This is a genomic window from Lacticaseibacillus kribbianus, from assembly GCF_020180945.1.
In the GTDB taxonomy this organism is placed as follows: Bacteria; Bacillota; Bacilli; order Lactobacillales; family Lactobacillaceae; genus Lacticaseibacillus; species Lacticaseibacillus kribbianus.
In genome coordinates this window covers 99,532-120,287 of sequence record NZ_JAIPUL010000001.1, presented here as the reverse complement: position 1 = coordinate 120,287, position 20,756 = coordinate 99,532, and the positions used below count along the sequence as shown (strand labels likewise).

The 20,756-nt window shown below is 63.4% G+C and carries 19 protein-coding genes and 1 pseudogene; 7 read left to right on the top strand and 13 right to left on the bottom strand.

What is annotated here, in order from left to right; all coding sequences use genetic code 11:
• Positions 1–205 precede the first annotated feature (205 nt).
• The gene (locus LE416_RS00635) at positions 206–1,273 is read right to left on the bottom strand and encodes a Gfo/Idh/MocA family protein (protein WP_225046573.1); all 1,068 of its coding nucleotides are present in this window, start codon (positions 1,271–1,273) and stop codon (positions 206–208) included.
• Positions 1,274–1,387: 114 nt separating this feature from the next.
• Here LE416_RS00635 and LE416_RS00630 point away from each other — a divergent pair, with 114 nt between their 5' ends.
• On the top strand, positions 1,388–2,263 hold the full coding sequence (locus LE416_RS00630; RefSeq protein ID WP_225046572.1) for an AraC family transcriptional regulator: 876 nt from the start codon (positions 1,388–1,390) through the stop codon (positions 2,261–2,263).
• 223 nt (positions 2,264–2,486) lie between these two features.
• Here LE416_RS00630 and LE416_RS00625 read toward each other — a convergent pair whose 3' ends face one another.
• Positions 2,487–3,170 carry a YczE/YyaS/YitT family protein gene (locus LE416_RS00625; RefSeq protein WP_225046571.1) on the bottom strand — a complete coding sequence of 228 codons (684 nt, stop codon included), beginning with the start codon at positions 3,168–3,170 and terminating at the stop codon, positions 2,487–2,489.
• Positions 3,171–3,369: 199 nt separating this feature from the next.
• Entirely contained in the window at positions 3,370–5,652 is a 2,283-nt protein-coding gene (locus LE416_RS00620; protein WP_225046570.1) for a glycoside hydrolase family 3 C-terminal domain-containing protein, read from the bottom strand.
• Positions 5,653–5,865: 213 nt separating this feature from the next.
• On the opposite strand from LE416_RS00620, the gene LE416_RS00615 reads away from it, so the two are divergent.
• The 3 genes from LE416_RS00615 to LE416_RS00605 are packed head-to-tail and all read left to right on the top strand — an operon-like array spanning position 5,866 to position 8,300.
• Positions 5,866–6,240, top strand: coding sequence for a MerR family transcriptional regulator (locus LE416_RS00615; RefSeq protein WP_225046569.1), 375 nt, complete (start codon positions 5,866–5,868; stop codon positions 6,238–6,240).
• A 25-nt stretch (positions 6,241–6,265) separates the two neighbouring features.
• Positions 6,266–7,456, top strand: coding sequence for a MalY/PatB family protein (locus LE416_RS00610; protein WP_225046568.1), 1,191 nt, complete (start codon positions 6,266–6,268; stop codon positions 7,454–7,456).
• Positions 7,443–8,300 carry a DUF3737 family protein gene (locus tag LE416_RS00605; RefSeq protein ID WP_225046567.1) on the top strand — a complete coding sequence of 286 codons (858 nt, stop codon included), beginning with the start codon at positions 7,443–7,445 and terminating at the stop codon, positions 8,298–8,300. Before LE416_RS00610 ends, LE416_RS00605 begins: the two co-directional genes overlap by 14 nt.
• Positions 8,301–8,366: 66 nt before the next feature.
• On the opposite strand, the gene LE416_RS00600 is transcribed toward LE416_RS00605, so the two are convergent.
• From LE416_RS00600 to LE416_RS00580, 5 genes are all read right to left on the bottom strand, one after another.
• Complete coding sequence (locus tag LE416_RS00600; protein ID WP_225046566.1) at positions 8,367–8,900, bottom strand: GNAT family N-acetyltransferase; 534 nt, start codon at positions 8,898–8,900, stop codon at positions 8,367–8,369.
• A gap of 8 nt (positions 8,901–8,908) precedes the next feature.
• On the bottom strand, positions 8,909–9,922 hold the full coding sequence (locus tag LE416_RS00595; protein ID WP_225046565.1) for an aldose epimerase family protein: 1,014 nt from the start codon (positions 9,920–9,922) through the stop codon (positions 8,909–8,911).
• A gap of 216 nt (positions 9,923–10,138) precedes the next feature.
• The gene (locus LE416_RS00590) at positions 10,139–11,287 is read right to left on the bottom strand and encodes a PIN/TRAM domain-containing protein (RefSeq protein WP_225047807.1); all 1,149 of its coding nucleotides are present in this window, start codon (positions 11,285–11,287) and stop codon (positions 10,139–10,141) included.
• A 309-nt stretch (positions 11,288–11,596) separates the two neighbouring features.
• The gene (gene radA, locus LE416_RS00585) at positions 11,597–12,973 is read right to left on the bottom strand and encodes a DNA repair protein RadA (RefSeq protein WP_225046564.1); all 1,377 of its coding nucleotides are present in this window, start codon (positions 12,971–12,973) and stop codon (positions 11,597–11,599) included.
• A gap of 211 nt (positions 12,974–13,184) precedes the next feature.
• Positions 13,185–13,724, bottom strand: coding sequence for a dCTP deaminase/dUTPase family protein (locus LE416_RS00580; protein ID WP_225046563.1), 540 nt, complete (start codon positions 13,722–13,724; stop codon positions 13,185–13,187).
• A gap of 140 nt (positions 13,725–13,864) precedes the next feature.
• Between LE416_RS00580 and LE416_RS00575 the strand changes: the two genes are divergently transcribed.
• The 3 genes from LE416_RS00575 to LE416_RS00565 all read left to right on the top strand — a co-directional run bounded on the left by LE416_RS00575 (position 13,865) and on the right by LE416_RS00565 (position 16,465).
• Entirely contained in the window at positions 13,865–14,152 is a 288-nt protein-coding gene (locus tag LE416_RS00575) for a GNAT family N-acetyltransferase (protein ID WP_225046562.1), read from the top strand.
• Positions 14,153–14,324: 172 nt separating this feature from the next.
• A complete protein-coding gene (locus LE416_RS00570; RefSeq protein ID WP_225046561.1) occupies positions 14,325–15,665 on the top strand; it encodes a C1 family peptidase in 1,341 nt (446 codons plus the stop codon).
• Between the two features lie 227 nt (positions 15,666–15,892).
• Complete coding sequence (locus LE416_RS00565) at positions 15,893–16,465, top strand: isoprenoid biosynthesis enzyme family protein (protein ID WP_225046560.1); 573 nt, start codon at positions 15,893–15,895, stop codon at positions 16,463–16,465.
• Positions 16,466–17,052: 587 nt separating this feature from the next.
• On the opposite strand, the gene LE416_RS00560 is transcribed toward LE416_RS00565, so the two are convergent.
• The 5 genes and pseudogenes from LE416_RS00560 to LE416_RS00540 all read right to left on the bottom strand — a co-directional run bounded on the left by LE416_RS00560 (position 17,053) and on the right by LE416_RS00540 (position 20,755).
• Complete coding sequence (locus LE416_RS00560) at positions 17,053–18,006, bottom strand: LacI family DNA-binding transcriptional regulator (RefSeq protein ID WP_225046559.1); 954 nt, start codon at positions 18,004–18,006, stop codon at positions 17,053–17,055.
• Positions 18,007–18,401: 395 nt separating this feature from the next.
• Entirely contained in the window at positions 18,402–19,265 is an 864-nt protein-coding gene (locus tag LE416_RS00555; protein WP_225046558.1) for an IS3 family transposase, read from the bottom strand.
• Entirely contained in the window at positions 19,262–19,441 is a 180-nt protein-coding gene (locus tag LE416_RS00550) for a hypothetical protein (RefSeq protein ID WP_225047806.1), read from the bottom strand. Before LE416_RS00550 ends, LE416_RS00555 begins: the two co-directional genes overlap by 4 nt.
• A 15-nt stretch (positions 19,442–19,456) precedes the next feature.
• A pseudogene (locus LE416_RS00545) lies at positions 19,457–19,798 on the bottom strand (transposase); the annotation flags it as partial.
• 99 nt (positions 19,799–19,897) lie between these two features.
• Positions 19,898–20,755 (bottom strand): sugar ABC transporter permease, encoded by an 858-nt coding sequence (locus tag LE416_RS00540; RefSeq protein ID WP_225046557.1) that lies wholly within the window; start codon positions 20,753–20,755, stop codon positions 19,898–19,900.
• Position 20,756: the final 1 nt, after the last annotated feature.

Here is a 20,756-nt window from a genome sequence, read left to right as displayed (position 1 = left end):
CACTTGGAACCAAGACCGGGTCCCAAGTGCCTCGGCTAGGCTACCCGTCCCGCTAGGTGCGCACCTCATCGCCCTGGGTATCGTCGGGCTACGAGGCGCTACGCGGGAGCGGCTAGCTACGCCGTGTCACTTGGAACCAAGACCGGGTCCCAAGTGCCTCGGCTAGGCTACCCGTCCCGCTAAGTGCGCGCCTCTTCGCCCTGGGTTAGAACACCACCGGCTGGCCGGTCTTGGCCGACTTGTAGATGGCCTCCAGAATCTGAGTGACCACAAGCGCCTGCTCCGGACGCACCAGCGGGTCGGTGTCGTTTTCGACGGCCGCAATCCACTGGCGCGCCTCGGTCAGGGCCGGGTCGTCGCCTGCGCCGTCGAAGAACGCGACGCCGCCGGTGCTCAGGTCGATGTCCTTTTGGTACAGGGTCGCGTGGTCCTCACCGTTGATGGTCAGGCCGTTGTTCATGTCCGCGCCGCCCTTGCTGCCGCAAAGCGTGGTCTTGGCCTCCTTGACGTCCAGGGTGTTAAGCGCCCAGCTGGACTCAAGGAAAATGGTCGCGCCGTTCTTCATCTTGACGAAGCCGAACGCGGAGTCCTCGACGGTGAACTTCTTGGGATCCCACGGGCCCCAGGCGTTGGCCGAGTTCGGGTTGTCGCCCAGCTCGCGGTAGGTCTGGCCGACCACCATGGCCGGCTCGTAGTTATCCATCATCCACAGCGTCAGGTCCAGCGCATGGGTGCCGATGTCGATCAACGGCCCGCCGCCCTGCGCCTCGTGGTCAAGGAAAACGCCCCAGGTCGGCACGGCACGCCGACGCACCGCGTGCGCCTTGGCGAAGTAGATGTCACCGAGCTGGCCCTCCTGGCAGATTTCGTGCAGGTACAGGGAGTCCTTGCGGCAGCGGTTTTGGTAGCCGATGGTCAGCTTCTTGCCGGTGCGGCGCGCGGCGTCCAGCATCGCCTGGGCCTCCGCCGCCGTCTTGGCCATCGGCTTTTCGCACATCACGTGGCAGCCGGCCTCAAGCGCCGCGATGGTCAACGGCGCGTGCGCGGCGTTGGGCGTCAGCACGTGGACGACATCGAGGTCCTCCTTCAACAGCTCGCGGTAGTCGGTGAAGACCTTGGCGTCCGCGGTGCCGTACTCCTTGGCCGCCTTTTCCGCGCGCTCCGGAATCAGGTCGCAGAACGCGACGAGGTCAACGTCCAGCTGGTGCAGGGCGGGCAGGTGCTTGCCGTTGGCGATGCCGCCACAGCCGATGATGCCGATTTTCAATGTCATTTCATGTCATCTCCTCGTATTTTCTGATCGAGTTCATTATAATGACTAGGTGAAGCGCTTTCCTCCCCGGTTCTTGACGCTATTTTCCCGAAAAATGACTTTTGCGAGGTCGTCATGTCTGCATACATTGAGATTCCCCCTTGGCACGAACCCCTGACCTTCCGCGCCTTCCCCGACCTGGGCTTGGGCCCGGTCGCACCGCACCGGCACAAGGAGATTGAGATCATCCAGGCCATCGCCGGCACGATTCGCATCGGCGTGGCCGGCCAGGTCATCCAGCTGAACGCCGGCGACGTGTTCCTGATTGCCAGCGGTCAGCCCCATTACTTCCTCCCGGCGCCCAACTCGCTGCGCCACGTCTACCAGTTCGACCTCGGCCTGTTCGACACCCAGGCAATGCAAAAATCCGTGTCCGACCTCGCGCGGCTTTTCACCACGCGCCAGCCCGCAAGCCAGGACTGGCCGCGGGCGACGGTGGCCGCGTTCAACCGGGCGCTGAATGCGCTGTTTGCCGCGGCCCAGGACCCGCTGGATCGCCTGGCCGTGCTGGGTCACCTCTACCTCCTGCTGGACCTCCTGGACCAGGCCGTGCCGCCGCGCACCGCACCGGCCCAAAATGATGGCGCCGCCCTGCGCGCCCAGACCACCATGGGCCAGCTCAACCAGATCTACGACTACATCGATGCGCACTACGAAGAGGAGATCACGCTGACCGCCATCGCCGGCGTGCTGGGCTTCAATCCGCAGTACTTCGCCCGCTTTTTCAAGAAAAACACCGGCGCCACCTTCGGCCGCTTCCTGACCGATTACCGCCTGATGAAGGCCTGCTTCCTGCTGGTCGACTCGGACGACCCGATGCCGAGGGTCGCGGCGATGTGCGGCTTCGGCAGCACAAAGACCTTCCACCACGCCTTCAAGGCCTACATGGGCGTGGCCCCACTGAGCTACCGTAACAAAATGCATGCAGAGGGCGAGGCGGCGCGCACTTAGGCGCTCGGCCAGCGTATGGCTGACGCATGGGCCGCACTTTGGCCCGGGCGGCACCCTTAGCTGGACGAAGCGCCGCTGCGCCGGGGAGCCCGTTTCAGCAGAGGGCGAGGCGGCGCGGTCCTAGGCACCAGCTAGATGGCGCCCGCCATATTTTCGCGCGACACAAATAACCGGTGACCCGCCCTCGTGGCAAGTCACCGGTTATTTGGTCTGTTCACTTTTGTCAGTCCTCGCGATTCACAATCACGCCGTCGATGTGGCGGTGCTTGAGGCCTGGGAAGATGTGCAGGTCGGCCCAGCCGACGATTGAGCCCTGGAAGATCAGGGCGAAGGCGGTGCCGAGGTTGACCGCCCACACGCGGTGCGTGAAGACGGCCGACAAGGCAATCAGCGTCAGCGGAATCAGGTACGTTCCCCACTGGGCGAGCACGGCGCGGCCCTTGAAGAACTTGAAGCGCACAATCTGCATCATGTCATCGTTGGGGTGCACCATGATGTTGACGCGCTGGTACAACGACACCGCGATGCCAACTAGGCTGATGCCGGCAAAATCCAGCAGCACCCGGGCCCACAGCGGCAGGCTCTGCACCGGCGTCAGCTGAATCAACCGCGTCGCCCCCTGCACGAGGTAGGAGAACGGCGTCATGAACACCAGGTTTCCCAGCACCCGCCGCCACTGCAGCTTGCCGATGATCAGGGCGTTGGTGATGATCACCGCCGCCCCCATCAGCATCATCATGTTCCCAAGCGACATCCCCGTCGCGTGGCTGAGGTTCACCGAACTGGCGGTCCACAGCGCCGACCCCAGGTTCAGGCAGACGGTCAGCCCGTTGCCCAGCGCGTTGAGCGTAATTGACAGGAGCAAAAAGCCTGCCAGCTGCCACCCGCGCCAATCTCTTGTATCCATTCTCCGCATCCCTTCCGGACTGGTCTCGACCAGTCGCCGTACAGGGGTAGCTTACCACGAAGTACGGGCCGACCCAAGGGAAAATGCCAGCGTTTTCACGCATTCGGACTGGACCAATCGCGGCCGCCGGGCGTCCCGCACCCGAATGCCCCGCCCGCGTCGGCCGCCGCGCCGACCCCACCGGGTGGGCCAACGCCGCTCACCGACCGGTGGGGACCGTGGCGGCCAAGTCCACCGCCGCCTCAAGGTCCCCGCACGGCGTCTCGAAGGTCACGCGCCGCGGCAGCGCCGGGCGCATCGCCTCATCGGTGTAGGCCAAAGTCGCCGCGGGCACGCGCAGCGTCACCTGCTGCGTGGCATGCGCCGCGACGGTGACGCGGGTGAAGCCCGCCAGCCGCTTCTCCTGCGGCAAAACCGTGGTGCCGCACGGCCTGGCAAACACAATCACCGGCACCGTCGCCGGCTCGGCGCTTGGGTTGCGGACCGTGGCGACGACCTCCGCGTGCGTGCCCACCCACTGCGCGGTAAGCGCCGTGACGCCGGCCCCCGAGTAGTTCAGGCCGAAGCCGAACGGCAGCAGCGGCGCGCCGCTTTCGTCGCAGTAGTCCGCGTTTTTGGCCGCGTGGCGCTGGTAGTAGTAGACCGGCAGCTGCCCGACGCTTCGCGGGTAGCTGATCGGCAGGCGGCCTGTCGGCTCGACCGCGCCGAACAGCAGGTCGGCGACCGCCTGGGGCCCGTGCTGACCGGGGTACCAGGCCAGCATCACCGCGTCGGCCAGCCGCAACACCGGGCGGATGTCGTACGGCCGCCCCTGCACCATCACCGCGACGATCGGCTTGCCGGTGGCGTGCAGCACCTCAAGCAGCCGCAGCTGGTCGCCGCCGAGCGTCAGGCTGGCCACATCGACGTTCTCGCCGCTGTCCGTGTCAGTCGCACCGCTGGCCAGCGCCCCGTTGGCCAAAAAGGTCGCGTCAGCCGTCCGCGCGCTGGAGCCGCCGAGCGTCAGCACGATGACGTCGGCGGTCGCCGCGGCCGCCACCGCCGCCTGAATCAGCCGGTCGTCCGGCGCCGGCGTGCGAATCGCGCTGCCGACGGCCGTGGTGACCGCGCCGGTGTAGTCGCGAAGCGCCTCCGGCAGCAGCCGCGTGCGGGCCGGCTGCGGGCCGGTGTAGTCGCCCAGCCAGTGGTCGATGAAGCCGACGTGCGGGCCGATGGCGGCGACCGCCGTGCCGCGCGTCAGCGGCAGCAGGCCGCCGCGGTTTTGCACCAGCGTCACGCTTTCCTGCGCCAGTGCGCGGTTGACCGGCGCGGCCGCGGCGGCCAGTGCTTCGAAGTCGGCCGGGGTACTGGACGGCACCAGCGGCCGGTCGAACAGGCCCAGCGCGAACTTGACGGCCAACACCCGACCGACCGCGGTGTCCAGTTCGGCTTGCACCCGCGCGTCGGTCGCCGCGATGCGCGGGTACACCGCGTCCCACAGGCTGAGGTCGACCCCGGCGTGCAGCGCTCGGGCCGCCGCGGTCGGCGCGTCCCCGTACAGCTCGGTCAGCCGGTCCAGCGCGGTGCCATCGGCCATCACGAGGCCGGCGAACCCGTGGCGCCCGCGCAGCCGTGCCGTCAGGAGGTCCCGGTTGGCGTGGCACGGCACCCCATCGAGGTCGTTGTACGCGGCCATCACTCCGGCGGCGTCGTGCACCGCGGCCAGCAGTGGGTCGTACACGTCGGCGAACTCGCGCGCCCCGATCGGCACGGTGCCGGCGTTGTGGCCGCCAAGCGCCTCGCCCTGACCAATCAGGTGCTTGATCACCACGCCCGTATAATCCCCGGCGTCGGGCGCCGCCGGCCGGTCCCACCAGTCGTCCGCCAGCAGGTCGCCCTGAAAGCCGGCGATCACCGCCCGCGTGTGGGCCGCAGCCACACCCGGGCTTTCGCCGAAGGTCTCCTCGCTTCGGCCCCACCGCGGGTCCTTCATCAGATCCAGCGTCGTCACCAGCGCGAGGTTGACCCCCTTGGCCCGCAGCTCGCGGCGCTGAAGGGCGGCGGCCTGCGCCACCAGCGTCGGGTCGAAGGCGTTGGCCTTGGCCAGGTTGGTCGGGTAGCCCGTCGCGTCCAGCGCCTGGTGGCCGTGCGGGGCCTCCTCGACCAAAAGCGCGGGGATGCCCAGCCGCGAGTGCGCGATCACGTAGCGCTGAATCGCGTTGGCCAGGTCCGCCGACGCCCAGGCGCGCACGCCGCTGTCGTAGTCCCGGCCGCTCCATGGGTCGGCGCGAAACAGGCCGTACAGCGCCCCGAGGCCGCCGCCCCATTCGACGTGGGCCTTGAAGGCGGCGGTCAGGGCAAACCCGGCCGGCGTGTGCTCGTAGCACTGCCAGCCGTATAGCCGCTGGTTGACCTGGCCGATTTTCTCCTGCGTCGTCATGCGGGCCAGCAGGTCTTCGACGCGCGCGCGAATCGTCAGCGCGGGGTTCTGGTAGGGATGCATGCGGTGTCCTCCTTGATTGTGTCCTAACTCAATGATACCGGATTGACCCGGGCCACCGACACCGCGAACCCTCGTAGGCGGCAAAAACGTCCCGGTCCCGGTGACCGACAGCGCGGATCCGAGGCGCCGCCGCGTTTCCAAAACTTTTTTCCAATCGGGTTGCCTTGGAGCACGCTTCAAGGTTTAGGATAGAGTCAGCAAGGAGGCCATGCCATGAACATTCAAAAAGTGGCCGAGACGCTCGACGTCTCGGCCGACACGCTGCGCTACTGGGAGCGCGTCGGCGCCATTCCGCCGGTGCCGCGGAGTCAATCCGGCTACCGGGAGTACGACACGGCGGCGCTTGACTGGTGCAACTTCGCCAAGTGCATGCGCGCCGCCGGGGTGTCGATCGAGGCGTTGATCGAATACATCGCCCTTTACCAGGTCGGGCCGCAGACCACGGACGCGCGCAAGCGGCTCCTAGAGGACCAGCTGGCCACCATCGCGGCCAAGCTCCAAGAGGTGCAGGGCACCTACGACCGGCTGAGCGAAAAGATCGCGCATTACGGCGGCGGCGGCCCGAACCCGTTCGCCCACCACGCCTGACTGTTAAGAGGAGGAACTAGCAGATATGTATGATTTTTCAAGCACCATCGACCGGCGGCACACGGACTCGATCAAGTGGTCGGGCGACCCAGACGAGCTGCCGATGTGGATCGCCGACATGGACTTCACCGTCGCCCCGGAGATTGTCGCGGCCATGCAGGCCAAGGTCGCCCAGGGGGTGTTCGGCTACGAGGAGCCCCACCAGGACTACTTTCAGGCCGTCGCCGACTGGTACGCAAGCGAGCACCACGCGACGGTCGACCCCGCCTGGATGCTTTTTGCCACCGGCGTGATCCCGGCGCTTTCGGCCACGCTGCGGCGCGTCACCAACGTCGGCGACAACGTCGTGGTGCAGGCGCCGGTGTACAACATGTTCTACAACTCGATTGAAAACTCGGGCCGCCACACCCTGAGCTCGGACCTGACCTACGACGCGGCGGCGCACACCTACGCCATCGACTTCCAGGACCTTGAGGCCAAGCTCGCGCGGCCGCTGACCACCGCGATGGTGCTATGCAACCCGCACAACCCCGTCGGCCGCATCTGGACGGCGGCCGAGCTGACCCGCATCGCAACGCTGTGCCGCGACAACGACGTGGTGCTGATTGCCGACGAGATCCACGGCGACCTGCGCCTGGGCGCGACCGACTACACGCCGACCTTCACCCTGGGGGCGGACCTGCGCCAAAACCTCGTGACGCTGGTGTCGCCGAGCAAGACCTTTAACGTCGCGGCCCTGCACGCCGCCACGGTGATCGTGCCCGACGCCCACCTGCGCGCCGTCGTCGCGCGGGGGCTTGGCACCGACGAGGTCAACGAGCCCAACCTGCTGGCGATCCCCGGAACCATCGCGGCCTACACTCATGGCCACGCGTGGCTGACCGCCCTGCGCCAGCAGCTGGCTGCCAACGTCGCCAAGGTGTCCGAGCGCCTGGCCGCCTCCGGCCTGCCGGTGGCCCTGGTTGCCCCCCAGGCGACGTACCTGCTGTGGCTGGACGTCTCGGCCGTCAGCCACGACGCGACCGCCTTGGCCGCCTTCCTGCTCCAGGACACCGGCCTGCGCGTCAGCGCCGGCACCGACTACCGCGGCAACGGCCACGACTTCCTGCGGCTGAACATCGCCTGCCCCGCGGCGATGCTCGACGACGGGCTAGCGCGGCTGACGCGCGGCCTCACCGATTTTGCTCAACGAAAGGACCCACATGACCAACTATAACCAACAGTATTTCACCGGCGAGCGCGCGCTGTTTGCGGCGCACGACGCCAACATCACCGATTCCACGTTTGCGGCCGGCGAGTCGCCGCTCAAGGAGAGCCGCAACTTGACGCTTGACGGCGTGGTGTTCAAGTACAAGTACCCGCTGTGGTACAGCCACCACGTCAGCGTGCGCAACACCATTTTCGAGACCATGAGCCGCTCGGGCATCTGGTACACCGACGACATCACCATCGCGGACTCGACCATCCAGGCGCCCAAGCAGCTGCGGCGCAGCGGCCACATCACGCTGCAAAACGTGCACCTGGCCGACGCCGAGGAGACGCTTTGGCACTGCCACGACGTCGTGCTCGACCACGTGCAGGCGACCGGCGACTACTTCGGCGCGGACAGCGAAAACATCCGCGTGTCGCACCTCGACCTGGTTGGCAACTACGCCTTCGACGGCGCCCGCAACGTCGAGGTCCACGACTCGACCTTCGTCACCAAGGACGCCTTTTGGAACTGCGACAACGTGACCATCTACGACTCCACCATCAACGGTGAGTACCTGGCCTGGAACACCAAGCACCTGACGTTGATCAACTGCACCATCGAGTCCGACCAGGGCCTGTGCTACATCGACGACCTGCGCCTGGTCAACTGCAAGCTGCTGCGCACGGACCTGGCGTTCGAGTACTGCTCAGGCGTCGACGCGGACGTGGTCAGCCACATCGACTCGGTCAAAAACCCGATCTCCGGGCGCATCGTCGCCGACTCGATCGGCACCGTGATCCAAGACGACCCCAAGCTCGACCGCACGCGCGTCACCATCCAGCAGCGCCACGCCCGCGCGGCCTCGTAGGCCCGCAGTAAGACAAGCAAATACCCCACACGAAATTGTCGTGTGGGGTATTTGCTTGTGGACGCGCTAGCCCAGCTGGGCCTGCCACTCGGCCAGCGTCATCCCGGCCCGAAAGAGGTCGCGCAGCTCCCCGCGCAGCAGGAAGCCGCAGCGGGCGCCGCCCTCCCCCTGCATCCCCACGCGCTCCAAGACGCGGCGGGACGCCACGTTTTCCCGCACGTACTCGGCGTAGACGTACGGCGCGAACTGAACGTTGAACAGGTAGTCGAGCTCGAGCCTCAGGGCCTCGGTCGCGTAGCCGTGGTGCCAAAAGTCCGGGTGGAACAGGTAGCCGCACTCCCAGGTGCCGAGCCACTGCTTGCTCATGGTCATCACTCCAATCAGTTGGCCGGTCGCCTTCAGGATCACGGCGGCGCTGCCCGCGTCCGCCGGCAGGTAGAACTTGGCGAAGCTTTCGATCGCCTCGGCCTCCGTCTGGGCCCGCTGGTAGCCAAAACCGCCCCAGGCCATCGCCTGCTCGCTTTGCACCAGCGCCAGGTAGCCGGGCCAATCCTCGGGGCGGGGACTGCGCAGAATCAGACGCTCACTTTGTTCCTCCATGGCGGCGCCTAGTACACCAGGGCGTAGCGAATGTGCGCGTGGCGCGTGGCACCGGCGGGAAGCGTCGCCTGGGTGAGCGCCGGGTTGACCAGCCCGGCCGCGCTGTCTTGGGCCTCCATCACCAGGCCGATGTACGGCCGGGAGCGGTGGCCCGGCAGCGTCTGCGCCGCGCCGAAGTCGTTGGCGGTGAACATCACCAGCGCGTTGCGGTCGGAGTAGATCTCAAGCTTGCGCCGGCCCCAGCTCAGCGTGGCCGCCGGCGTCTTTGCGGCGTGCGCTTCCACGGCGAACACGTCGTCGAAGCCGCGCTCGGGAATCGCCTGCAGGGCGTGCAGCGACGGGCCGAGCGCACGGGGCGCGGTGAAGTCGTACGGCGTTCCGGCGTTGGCCAAGGTCGCCCCGGTCAGCGTTTTGTCCGGCTTCAGCTCGAAGCGCTCGGGCGCCGCGATCTGCAGGGTGTGGTCCTCGATGGTCTCGTCCGCGGTCCCGCTCAGGTTCCAGTACACGTGGGTCGTCGGGTTGAACACCGTGGTCGCGTCGGTGGTGCCGGTGAAGTCCAGCAGCACCTCATCGTCGTCCGTCAGCGTGTAGGTGACGGTGACGGCCATCGTGCCCGGGAAGCCGTCGAGGGCCGGCGTCACCTGGCGGGTGAAGGTCACGTGGTCATCGGCCGCCGTCGCGTCAAAAAACAGCAGGGACCAGCCGTGCGGCCCGCCGTGCAGCGTCGTGGTGCCCTCGTTGGCCGGCAGCGCCACCGGCTTGCCGTCAAGCGTCAGCTGCCCCGCCCCGATGCGCCCGGCGAAGCGGCCGATGATGCGGCCGAAGTAGCCGTCCGGCTTGCTGTAGCCGGCCAGGTCGGTGTTGAGCACCAGGTTGTCGTGGCCGGTCGCGGTCGGCACCCGCAGCGCGTGCCAGATGGCGCCGTAATCCAGCACGGTCAGCTGCACCCCGTTGTGGTTTTCAATCGTGTACGCCGTGACCGGGCGGCCGTTAATCTCGCCGAATGGTTCTGTCTTCAACATAGTCTGCCTCCATGAGTAAAGTCTCACCGCAAGCTTATCACGCCGGTCGCGCGTTCGGTTGTGGAATCGCGGCAGAATCGTGAGGGAAAAACGCAAGATGGCCGCGGCGGTCACCGCTTGCAGGTGTCGGCCGACCGTCGGCACGCTGACGCCACCGCGTGCAGGCACCGGCGCACGCAAAAGCCCCGCGGCTGCACGTCGCGGGGCTTTGCTGGATTATTTTCGTGCCGGCTTCTTTCCGGTCGGCTTGGGATCCGGGTTTTGTTCGCGCAGCGATTTTTGCTGGTGCGCGGGCTTAGCGAAGATCATGCGGCCGGCCGCCGTCTGGATGGCGCTTGTGACCACCACGTCGAGCGGCTTGTTAAGGTAGAACTGACCGTCCTCGACCACCACCATCGTGCCGTCCTCCAGGTACGCGACGCCCTGCTGGCGCTCGGTGCCGGACTTGATCACGGTGACGGTCAGGCCCTCGCCCGGAATCAGGTCGGGTTTCAGGGCGTTGGCCAGCGCGTTGATGTTCAGCACCGGCACGTTCTGGAACTGGGCGACCTTGTTGAGGTTGTAGTCGTTGGTGATCACCACCCCGTCAAGCAGCTTGGCCAGCTTCAGGAGTTTGGAGTCGACCTCGGTCATGTCCTCGAAGTCCCCGTCGTACATCTCGACGTGAATGTCCGGGTCGGCCTTCATCTGGTTGATGATGTCGAGCCCGCGCCGACCGCGCCCGCGCTTCAGGGCGTCGGCGGAGTCGGAGATTAGCTGCAGCTCGTGCACGACGAAGGTTGGCACCAAAAGCGTCCCCTCGATGAAGCCGATTTTGGCGATGGTCTGCACGCGGCCGTCGATGATCACGCTGGTGTCCAGCAGCTTGAACTTGCGGTAGTTCTCGCCGGCGCGGCGCTCGAGCACCTCGCCGGAGTCCGGATCGGGCTTTTTGCCCCGCGGGTTGAACAGCTTGCGCCACTCATCGCGCCGCGTGGTCCCGGTGCGAAACCCGAGGTAGCCCAACAGGAGCATCAGAATGATGGAAACAACGGTCCCCCATGGCCCGGGAAGATTGGATGTGGTGATTGAAATAAGGGCTGCTAACACCAGGCCAACGATGGTACCGAGACTTCCGAATAACAGGTAACTTGCCGACTGATTGCTCAGGTAGGTCTCCACTGCCTTGAGCTGACGCAGGATCCAGCCGGCGGACAGCTCAGCCAGAATCAGGAAAATCAGCGCGCCGAGCAGTGCCGAGACGATCGGGTTGGTCAGCCAGGTCACGTGCTCAAGGTTGACCAGATCCCAAAACGCCGGCAGTCCCCCAAGCCCGAGGCCGATCCCGACCAGGGCGAAGAGAACGGAAATGATGCGTTTCTTCATGTTCATGTAATTCCTCCTTTCAAGAGAGGGCGGAAAAGCGCGGGCTTAGCGGATCGGGTGGCCTAGCACTAGCGATGAGGCGGGCTTGGCCTCAACGCTAGTGCGTAGCCAGCCGCATCCGCGTTGCGCTTTGGAGCCCGTTTAGAGGGCGAAGCGGCGCGCACTTAGCCGGTCGGATGGCCTAGCTAAGGCGCTTGGGCCGCACTTTGGCCCGAGTGACTTAGCGTAGCCAGCCGCACCGGCGTTGCGCCGTGGAGCCCGTTTACAGCGCGGTCCGCGGCGTCCCGCGGCCCGACTGCGTGATTCGTGTCAGTCGCGCCCGCCCAGCACCTTCTGCAGAGCCTCGCCGACGCTTGTGACGCCAATCACTTTAATTTTATCACGCGCGGTGAAGCCCTGCAGGTTATTCTTGGGCACGAAGATGCGGGTGAAGCCCAGCTTGGCGGCCTCCTTGATGCGGTCCTCGATGCGGTTGACGCGGCGTACCTCGCCGGTCAGGCCGATTTCGCCGACGAAGCAGTCCGTCGGCGGAATCTCCTTGTCGCGGTAGGAGCTGGCGATCGCCATCGCCATCGCCAGGTCGATGGCCGGCTCGTCCAGCCGCACGCCGCCGGTCGCCTTGAGGTACGCGTCCTGGTTTTGCAGCATCAGGTTGGCGCGTTTTTCCAAAACGGCGATGATCAGGCTGACGCGGTTGTGGTCGAGCCCCGAGCTTGTGCGCTTGGCGTTGCCGTACATCGTCGGCGTCATCAGCGCCTGCAGCTCGACCAGGATCGGCCGCGTGCCCTCCATCGAGACCACCACGGCCGAACCGGTCGCGCCCTCCAGCCGCTCGTCGAGGAAAATCTCGCTGGGGTTGGCGACCTCGGCCAGGCCGGACTCGTGCATCTCGAAGATGCCGATCTCGTTGGTCGAGCCGAAGCGGTTCTTGACCGACCGCAGCATCCGGTAGGTGTGGTGCATGTCGCCCTCGAAGTACAGGACGGTGTCCACCATGTGCTCGAGGATTTTCGGCCCGGCGATCGCGCCTTCCTTGGTGACGTGCCCGACGATGAAAATCGTAATCTGGTTGGTTTTGGCGATGCGCATCAGCTCGGCCGTCACCTCGCGGATCTGGGCGACGGAGCCGACCGCCGAGGACATGTCCGGCACGTTCATCGTCTGCACGGAGTCGATGATCACGTAATCCGGCGCCATGTCGGCGATGGCCGCCGTGATGCTCGGCATGTCGGTTTCCGGGTACAGGTACATCCCCGAGTCGCCGACGCCCAAGCGGTTGGCGCGCATCTTGATCTGGCTGGCGCTTTCCTCCCCGGACACGTACAGCACCTTGCCGCCGGCCTTGGCCAAAAAGCCGGAGACCTGGGTCAACAACGTGGACTTGCCGATGCCGGGGTCGCCGCCGATCAGGATCAGGGAGCCGGGCACGATGCCGCCGCCCAGCACCCGGTTGAGCTCGGACAGCTCGGTTTCGACGCGCTTTTCCTTCTTGAACTGCACGGCGTCGATGCGCTCGGGGCGCACCTTGCTGCCGCTGGTGGTGGTGCGCGGCGCGGGCTTGGGTCCGCTGCTCAGGGTCTCTTCGACCAGCGAGTTCCAGGTGCCGCAGTTCGGGCAGCGCCCGAGGTAGCCGGCGGAGATGTACCCGCAGTTCTGGCAGACATACTGTGTTTTGGGTTTGGCCATGAGGTCACCTTCCTTTGATGTGTGGGCTAATCGGGTTGCGTACTGGCGCTCCGCTGGTCATCCCGCTAAGTGCGCCGCGGTCCGCCCTCTTCTTAAACGGGCTCCACGCGGCAACGCGGGTGCGAATAGCTACGCACTAGCGTTGAGGCCAAGACCGCCTCATCGCTAGTGCTAGGCTATTCGACCCGCTAAGCCCGCCGCGGTCCGCCCTCTAGAACTTTGTCGACCCGAACCCGCCGACGCGGGCGTTGGTGTTGCCGGAGTCGCCGTCGGCCAGGAGGTACGGCATGAAGATGCCCTGGCCGATGCGCTCGCCCTGCTGGATCACGACGTCGCGCGGCGAAAAGTTCACCATCTGAATGAAAATCTCACCCTCGTTGGCGTCGTTGTTGTAGTAGTCCGCGTCGATCACGCCGATGCCGTTGGGGATGATCAGGCCGCGCTTGAGCGGGTTGCTCGAGCGGTTGGCCAGAATCAGCACTTCATTGGGCTGCATGTAGGCCTTGACGCCGGTTGGCACCAGCAGCGGCTTGAGAATCTTGGTGGCGCGCTTAAAGTCGCTTTCGGTCAGCGGGTGCTCGTTTTTGATTAGGCGGAACAGGCGAATGAAGTCGTAGCGCCAGACGCTTTTGAGCACGAAATCCTCGCGGGCAAAAAAGTCGTAGCCGGCCGCGTTTTGGGTCTGTCGCTGGGGCAGGGTCACACCGGCGTCGGCGTAAGCAGAAACAATCTCGAATCCTCGGGTTGGCATTTTTTCCTCCATAGTTGTGCGTATGTCGCGTACCATTCTACCACGCCGGCACGCGCGAGTTTCGCTTCTTGAAAGAATTATAGCGAATTGTTACGATTACGTTGAACGACCGACACTGACCCACGAAAGGAGAACTGCACATGGCATTCCAACACACCCCCAACCGCTACTTCATGACCGATGACGCCGGCAAGCTGATCGCCGAGGTCACGTACCCGGACATCGACGACGGCCGCGCCTTCGTCATCGACCACACCTTCGTCGACCCGTCCCTGCGCGGCCAGGGCATCGCCGCCAAGCTCGTGCGCGCCGTCGTCGACGAGGCCCGCGCGAGTGGCAAAACCATCGAGCCGCTGTGCACCTACGCCCGCCACGCCTTCGACGTGACGCCCGAGTACCAAGACGTCCTGCGTCCCACCGGCGAGTAGCCGCACTCGGTTGCCAGTCGTCACCAACCCCCCGCCCCGCGCGGCCGCCGGCAGCTGTGCGCATTTAATGATAGCGGACTGCCGAACTGGGGTTTTTCGTTCTCAACAAGTGTGATACACTGGTCAAGTCTGTTAAAGATATCATCGATTTCTAATCAAAGGAGTGACTATATTGTCTAAGGCTATTTCCGCTGAAAACATTGCGCAGTACCAAACTGCCCTTGAAAACACGCCTGCAAGCGACGTTCTGCAGCGCGGCGTGATGAACAACGGCATTCTGAAGTCCGCCGAAAGCACCCTGCCACAGACCACGATGGAGCAGACCTTCTCCATCGATCTTGAAACCGGCGCGGTTGCCAACCAGAAGCAATCCGGCCGCTGCTGGATGTTCGCGGCGCTGAACACCATGCGTCACCAGATCCAGGCCCAGTTCAAGATCAAGGACTTCGAGCTGTCCCAAAACTACACGTTCTTCTGGGACAAGTTCGAAAAGTCCAACTACTTCTACGAAAACGTCATTAAGACCGCGACGGAAGACATCGACTCCCGCAAGGTGGCCTGGCTGATGGCCAACCCTCAGGGCGACGGCGGTCAGTGGGACATGCTGACGGCTTTGATCGACAAGTACGGCATCGTGCCGAAGTACGTGATGCCTGAAACCTTCTCCTCCAGCGCGTCCAACCAGATGAACGCCGCCTTGAACCAGAAGCTGCGCAAGGACGCCGTAACGCTGCGCGGCCTGGTCGCTGCCGGCAAGTCCGAAGACGAGATCGAAGCCGCCAAGAGCAAGATGCTCTCCGACGACTACCGCCTTTTGGCTTACTCCCTGGGCACCCCGCCGACCAAGTTCGACTTCGAGTACCGCGACGATGACAAGGAATACCACATCGACCGCGACCTGACCCCGAAGACCTTCTTTGAGAAGTACATCGGCTGGAACACGGACGACTACCAATCCGTCATCAACGCCCCGACCGCCGACAAGCCTTACAACCACCTGTACACGGTTGAGATGCTCGGCAACGTCATCGGCGGCCGCGAAGTGCGCCACCTGAACCTTGCCATCGACGACTTCAAGCAGATTGCCATCAAGCAGCTTGAAGCGGGCGAAACGGTCTGGTTCGGCTCCGATGTCGGCAAGGAATCCGACGGCAAGCTCGGCATCCTCGACACCGCCCTGTACGACAAGAACGCCCTGTTTGCCACCGACTTCGACATGACCAAGGCTGAGCGCCTGGACTACGGTCAGAGCCTGATGACCCACGCCATGGTCATCACCGGGGTTGACATCGTGGACGGCAAGCCAACCAAGTGGAAGATTGAAAACTCTTGGGGTGACAAGGCCGGCCAAAAGGGCTACTTCGTCGCTTCCGACGACTGGTTCGACAACTACGTCTACCAGGTCGTTGTGAACAAGAAGTACCTGCCAGCCGCCATCCAGGACACGATCAAGGCCGAATACGACCAGCCGACCGTCCTGAAGCCATGGGACCCGATGGGCGCCCTGGCCTAAGTACCACAGAAGCACTCGCGATTATGCGAGTGCTTTTTTTGTTCCGTCCTGCCAGAGATTACGCTAAGTGGCGGCGTTAGCCCCTTTTTTGGAAAAAGCAGGCGCCGATTGCTTTCCCGAGTGCTATGATGGACGCATTGTGCGCCGTGCAAGACGGGCGACTCCGCCTCGCCTGCGCAATCAAAAGACGGTGCCGGCCGACGCCTGCACCTGGGAGGGTTACTCACATGAAATCTGATCTTTGTCCCTACTGCGGCAATGTGGTGGGCTCCGGGCCCAAGGGCTGCCCGATCTGCGGCAAGTACTACGCCTCCGCCGGCAATTCAAGCGCTGGCGGTGACGCCGTCGGCAGCCTGGTCGGCAACGCGCTCGGCCCGGTGCTCGTCGTGCTGGTTGCCGCGGCCGCGCTGCCGGTGCTCATTTTCAACCCGTTGGTCACCGGCCTCTTGATGTTCAAGTCGCGGCTGTTCAACTTCAGCCGCGTCGGCCGCTGGCTGGCCTTTTTGGCCTCGTTTGTCTACACCGGCTGGATCATGTACCTGTTTCTCGGCGGATCCGTGCACCCGGAGTGGTTCAACCCGACAATCAGCCCGGCCCTGCTGGCAAGCCAGCACACCCTGGTCTACGGTATCGGGGCGGTGTTTGCCATTGAGATCGTCTACCGCGCCTTTCGCCTGCACGACCTGCGCCGTGGCCTGGTCCACCTGCTCGGCTGCTACGCGGTGATCGTCGCCATCAACGCCTCGACGCGCCTTTTGCTGACCGCCTTCAAGTGGGGCATCTTCCAGCAGGTTCAGTAACAAAACCAGGGCGGAGCCGCGCGGGCTTAGCGGGACGGGTAGCGCGGCGCTGGCGGTTGGGCCGCACTTGGGCCCAGGCGCCAGTGCAAGCTAACCGCTCCCGCGTTGCGCGGCGTAGCCCGACGATACCAGGGCGGAGCCGCGCGGGTTTAGCCGGACGGGTAGCGCGGCGCTGGCGGTTGGGCCGCACTTGGGCCCAGGCGCCAGTGCAAGCTAACCGCTCCCGCGTTGCGCGGCGAAGCCCGACGATACCAGGGCGGAGCCGCGCGGGTTTAGCCGGACGGGTAGCGCGGCGCTGGCGGTTGGGCCGCACTTGGGCCCAGACGCCAGTGCAAGCTAGCCGCTCCCGCGTTGCGCGGCGGAGCCTGACGCTACCAGGGCAAAGCCGCGCGGGCTTAGGCAATCGACTAGCGTAAGGCCGGGCAGTGAGCCGCACTTGGGCTCAGTGACCGGCCTTAGCTTGACGAATCGCCGTTGCGCGGCGGAGCCTGGCGCTAGCAAAAACGCCACGCGCCGCGGATTCCTGTCAACCAGACAGAATCCGCGGCGCGTGACGTTTTTTGGTGCGTTCAGGCCCGAGCGCTGCGCTACTCGCGTGTCGTGCCCCGCGGCACCAGGGTCGGCGTCAGCAGCACCTCGCCTTGCTGGGCGCCGCTTTGGGCGATTTTGGACAGCAGCATCCGCGCCAGGTGCTCGCCGATCACCGGCACCTGCTGTTGGACAGTGGTGAGCTTGGGGTTGGAGACCTGGTCCAGGAACACGCCGTCGAAGCCGATGACGCCGAAGTCCTCCGGGATGCGGCCGCCGAGGGCCGCAATCGCCCGCACCACGCCGATGGCCAGACGATCGGAGGCGCAGATGAAGCAGGTGTTGCGCGCGAACTTGCGCCAGTTCTCGGCGATGAACTGCTGGGACGCGTGGCTGTGGTTGGCCATGCGGTGAATGCGCGGCACCTGGCGATTCTTCTGCAGCGTGTTGATGTAGCCGGCCTCGCGCGAGTACTCGAAGGGCTCCTTGACGTCGATGCCGATGAAAATCAGCGACTGGTAGTTTTTGGCCAGCGCGTACTCGGTCGCCTGCTGCGTGCCCAGTTTGTTGTCGGTGTCGATGAAGTCATAGCCGTAGCGGTTCTCGCCGAACAGCACCAGCGGTTTTTGCAGCTGATCCAGCCAGGGCTGGTCCTTGGTGCGCGCACCGGTGATCAGGTAGCCGTCCGCCCCGCCGACGTCAAGCCGTGCGCGGTCGGTGATCAGCTGCAGCGCGTACTGCTCGCGGTCCAGCCCCTTGGCGATGCCGAACAGCAGGTTCATGTAGTACGGCTCGGTGGTGTCGATGTCTTCGAGAATCAGGAACTTCACCACGTTCGTGCGGTTGTTGGCCAGCGCCTTGGCCGCGCTGTTGGGCCGGTAATCCAGCGTCTTCATCGCGGCCTCGACCAGCCCGCGCAGCTCGGCCGTCACCTGCTCGGGGTGGTTGATCACCCGCGAGACGGTCATCTTGGAGACGTTCGCCTGCTTGGCAACATCCGATAACGTAACCATTGCGTCACTCCCTATCCCAATGCTAATTCAATTGTAGCACGTCAACTATTCCGAAGGGGGAAAATAGGTCCGGAGCGCAGCGGGGCGAACTTAGCGGGACAGATTGCCTAGCGCCGGTGCTTGAAGCGTTCTTTGCTTCGAGTGCCGATGCGTCGCAAGCTGCGGCCGCGTTGCCCCGCGTAGCTCGTCGATGGCGCGAAGCGGAGCGAACTGCGCCCGCGCTGCCCCGTGCCGCTCGGTGCCGAGCGCAGCGCTGGCACTACGGGACGCGACAGATCGCACCGTGTCACCACAATCAACGCGATTCAGCGATCTCATCCCCACATATCCCCCACAAAAGGCGTCCGAGGTGACTTTGAAGTGCAATAGAAAAGTTAGACAAGTTCAATTTTGAATCAAGCAATCATGGCCTGTTCCCGGTACGCGACTGGGGTCAGGCCATTTTTGGTTCTCGAGATTCTGGCATTGTTGAACCAATCAACGTAGCCGTTCACCAGCTGGCGCAGGCTGGCAAGGTCATCAATCCGATAACGATTCAGGCACTCGCGCTTCATCAGGTTGAAGAAGCTTTCAATTGGCGCATTATCATGGCAGTTGCCCTTGCGTGACATGCTCTGAACAATGTTCATGTCCTTCAGGCGCTGCTGATAGTCTGGCATCTGATACTGCCAGCCTTGATCAGAGTGAAGAATCGGTCGTACTCCTGCTTTGAGATGATGTTTGAGTTCGTCAAGCGTCGCTTGGATAAGCGCCTTATTTGGTGAGGCACTGACAATGGTGGCGAGGACTTCGCGACTAGCCTCATCGGTAATCGACGAGATGTAACCCCATTCGCCGTTATAGAGCCGAACCTGGGTGACATCGGTGTGAAGGACGGTGAGCGGCTGTTTCGCGCCAAAATGTTGCTTCAAGATATTGGGGACGATATTACCAACCGTGCCTTTGTATGAGTGGTACTTGGCCGTGTGTTTGGAGTAAATCGTCACTTTCAAGCCCATGTCGCTCATCAGACGTCGAATCGTCTCCTCGGCATAATGAAACCCGTGCTTCAACGCTTCATCATGAATCCGCCGGTAACCGTACGTCTCCCTAGAATCGTAGTAGACCCGCTTGATGAACTTCTTAATCTCAGCGTACTTGTCGGCCTTCTTATCCCGCTTAAGGCGATCATAGTACGTTGCTCGAGGCAACTTGAGTTGCCTAAGCAGCTCTTGAAAACCATAGCGCGACCTCAACGAGGTAACGATGCCCGCCTTCACTTTTGCTGAGAGTGCTTCGGTGAGTTCTTCGTCAGGGTCGCGAGTGCTTTTAAAATATCACGATCCAGCTCTGCCTCGTGAAGCTTGCTTTTGAGTTCCAGAATCTCCTGTTGGTACTTCTCTTCCTGCGTCGGCTCAAGTTTCTTGATTGGTTTGATTTTCTTGTGCTTACCCATGGCTGGTCTCCCTTTTTGAGTAGTGCGCAATCCAGCCACCCCTTGATCTCTCACGATGCGATACCAAGAATTGACCTGGCTGGGTGAGATGCCGAAATGAGCCGCAGTTTGCGCACGACTTATTTGATGTGTATGCACATACTCTACCACTGCAATCTTGAATGTTTGGGAGTATTCAACGTTTGTATGCTTAACTTTTAGAGAATCGAGGCCATGAGCCTTAGCCTGATTAACCCAAGTTTGGACGATTCTGGCATGGGGTATTCCAAACTCTGTGCACAGATTTTTATAGCTTATGCCACCCTTAAGATACCTGGAGACAACCCTGATTTTAAATTCACTACTGTATTTAGTCATAAGAAAAGCCCCACAATCGTTAGACTTCTTGTCTAACAATTGTAGGGCACTTCACTTTCATTCGCCACTCGAACGCCTTTTGTTTGCTGAAATCAGTTTCTAGCCCTTGTCCGCCCCGGCGGTGATGCCGTTGACGTAGAACTTCTGCATGATGACGAACAGGATCGTGATCGGGATGGCGATGATCACACACCCGGCGATGAACTGGGTGAAGTACGTGGTCGACGCCCCGCGCGTGCTGTGCAGCATGTTGTACAGGCCGTACGCGATGGTGTAGTCCTTCGCGTTACCCGACGAGCTCAGGATGATCCCGGAGAAGATGAAGTCGATCCAAGGCCCGATGAACGCGGTCAGCGCCGTGTACACGATGATCGGCCGCGACATCGGCAGCCCGATGTGCAGGAACACCTGCCACTTGGTCGCCCCGTCCATGATCGCCGCCTCGTCGATGGCGACGGGAATCGTGTCGAAGAAGCCCTTGGCGATGTAGAACCCTAGCCCCGCCCCGCCGACGTAGACCAGAATCAGGCCGCCGAGGTTCAGCATGTTGAAGTTTTTGAGGATGTAGTACAGGGCGATCATCGACATGAAGCCAGGGAACATCCCGAGGATCAGCGCGATCTGCAGGAACGGCTTGCGGAAGTGGAAGCGCAGGCGCGACAGCGCGTAGGCCACGCAGACCGTGACGAAGGTCGACAGCACCGTGGTCACCAGCGAGACGAACAGCGTGTTGCGAATCCAGTAGACGAACGGGAATTGCGAGCTAGTGAAAATCCCGATGTAGTTTTGCAGCGTGAACTGCTCCGGCCAGATGGTGGAAACGAAGCCGGTGTCGTTGTACGAGAAGCTGGCCAAAACGATCCAAATGATGGGGAAAATCCACACCAGCGCCAGGAAGATCAACAGCGCATAGCGGAGAATCAGGGACAGCCGCCTTTTAGCACGATAGGAATTCATG

Coding starts and splice junctions, on each gene's coding strand:
- LE416_RS00635 (WP_225046573.1), bottom strand. CDS start 1,273: ATGACATTGAAAATCGGCATCATCGGCTGTGGCGGCATCGCCAACGGC.
- LE416_RS00630 (WP_225046572.1), top strand. CDS start 1,388: ATGTCTGCATACATTGAGATTCCCCCTTGGCACGAACCCCTGACCTTC.
- LE416_RS00625 (WP_225046571.1), bottom strand. CDS start 3,170: ATGGATACAAGAGATTGGCGCGGGTGGCAGCTGGCAGGCTTTTTGCTC.
- LE416_RS00620 (WP_225046570.1), bottom strand. CDS start 5,652: ATGCATCCCTACCAGAACCCCGCGCTGACGATTCGCGCGCGCGTCGAA.
- LE416_RS00615 (WP_225046569.1), top strand. CDS start 5,866: ATGAACATTCAAAAAGTGGCCGAGACGCTCGACGTCTCGGCCGACACG.
- LE416_RS00610 (WP_225046568.1), top strand. CDS start 6,266: ATGTATGATTTTTCAAGCACCATCGACCGGCGGCACACGGACTCGATC.
- LE416_RS00605 (WP_225046567.1), top strand. CDS start 7,443: ATGACCAACTATAACCAACAGTATTTCACCGGCGAGCGCGCGCTGTTT.
- LE416_RS00600 (WP_225046566.1), bottom strand. CDS start 8,900: ATGGAGGAACAAAGTGAGCGTCTGATTCTGCGCAGTCCCCGCCCCGAG.
- LE416_RS00595 (WP_225046565.1), bottom strand. CDS start 9,922: ATGTTGAAGACAGAACCATTCGGCGAGATTAACGGCCGCCCGGTCACG.
- LE416_RS00590 (WP_225047807.1), bottom strand. CDS start 11,287: ATGAAGAAACGCATCATTTCCGTTCTCTTCGCCCTGGTCGGGATCGGC.
- radA (WP_225046564.1), bottom strand. CDS start 12,973: ATGGCCAAACCCAAAACACAGTATGTCTGCCAGAACTGCGGGTACATC.
- LE416_RS00580 (WP_225046563.1), bottom strand. CDS start 13,724: ATGCCAACCCGAGGATTCGAGATTGTTTCTGCTTACGCCGACGCCGGT.
- LE416_RS00575 (WP_225046562.1), top strand. CDS start 13,865: ATGGCATTCCAACACACCCCCAACCGCTACTTCATGACCGATGACGCC.
- LE416_RS00565 (WP_225046560.1), top strand. CDS start 15,893: ATGAAATCTGATCTTTGTCCCTACTGCGGCAATGTGGTGGGCTCCGGG.
- LE416_RS00560 (WP_225046559.1), bottom strand. CDS start 18,006: ATGGTTACGTTATCGGATGTTGCCAAGCAGGCGAACGTCTCCAAGATG.
- LE416_RS00550 (WP_225047806.1), bottom strand. CDS start 19,441: ATGGGTAAGCACAAGAAAATCAAACCAATCAAGAAACTTGAGCCGACG.
- LE416_RS00540 (WP_225046557.1), bottom strand. CDS start 20,755: ATGAATTCCTATCGTGCTAAAAGGCGGCTGTCCCTGATTCTCCGCTAT.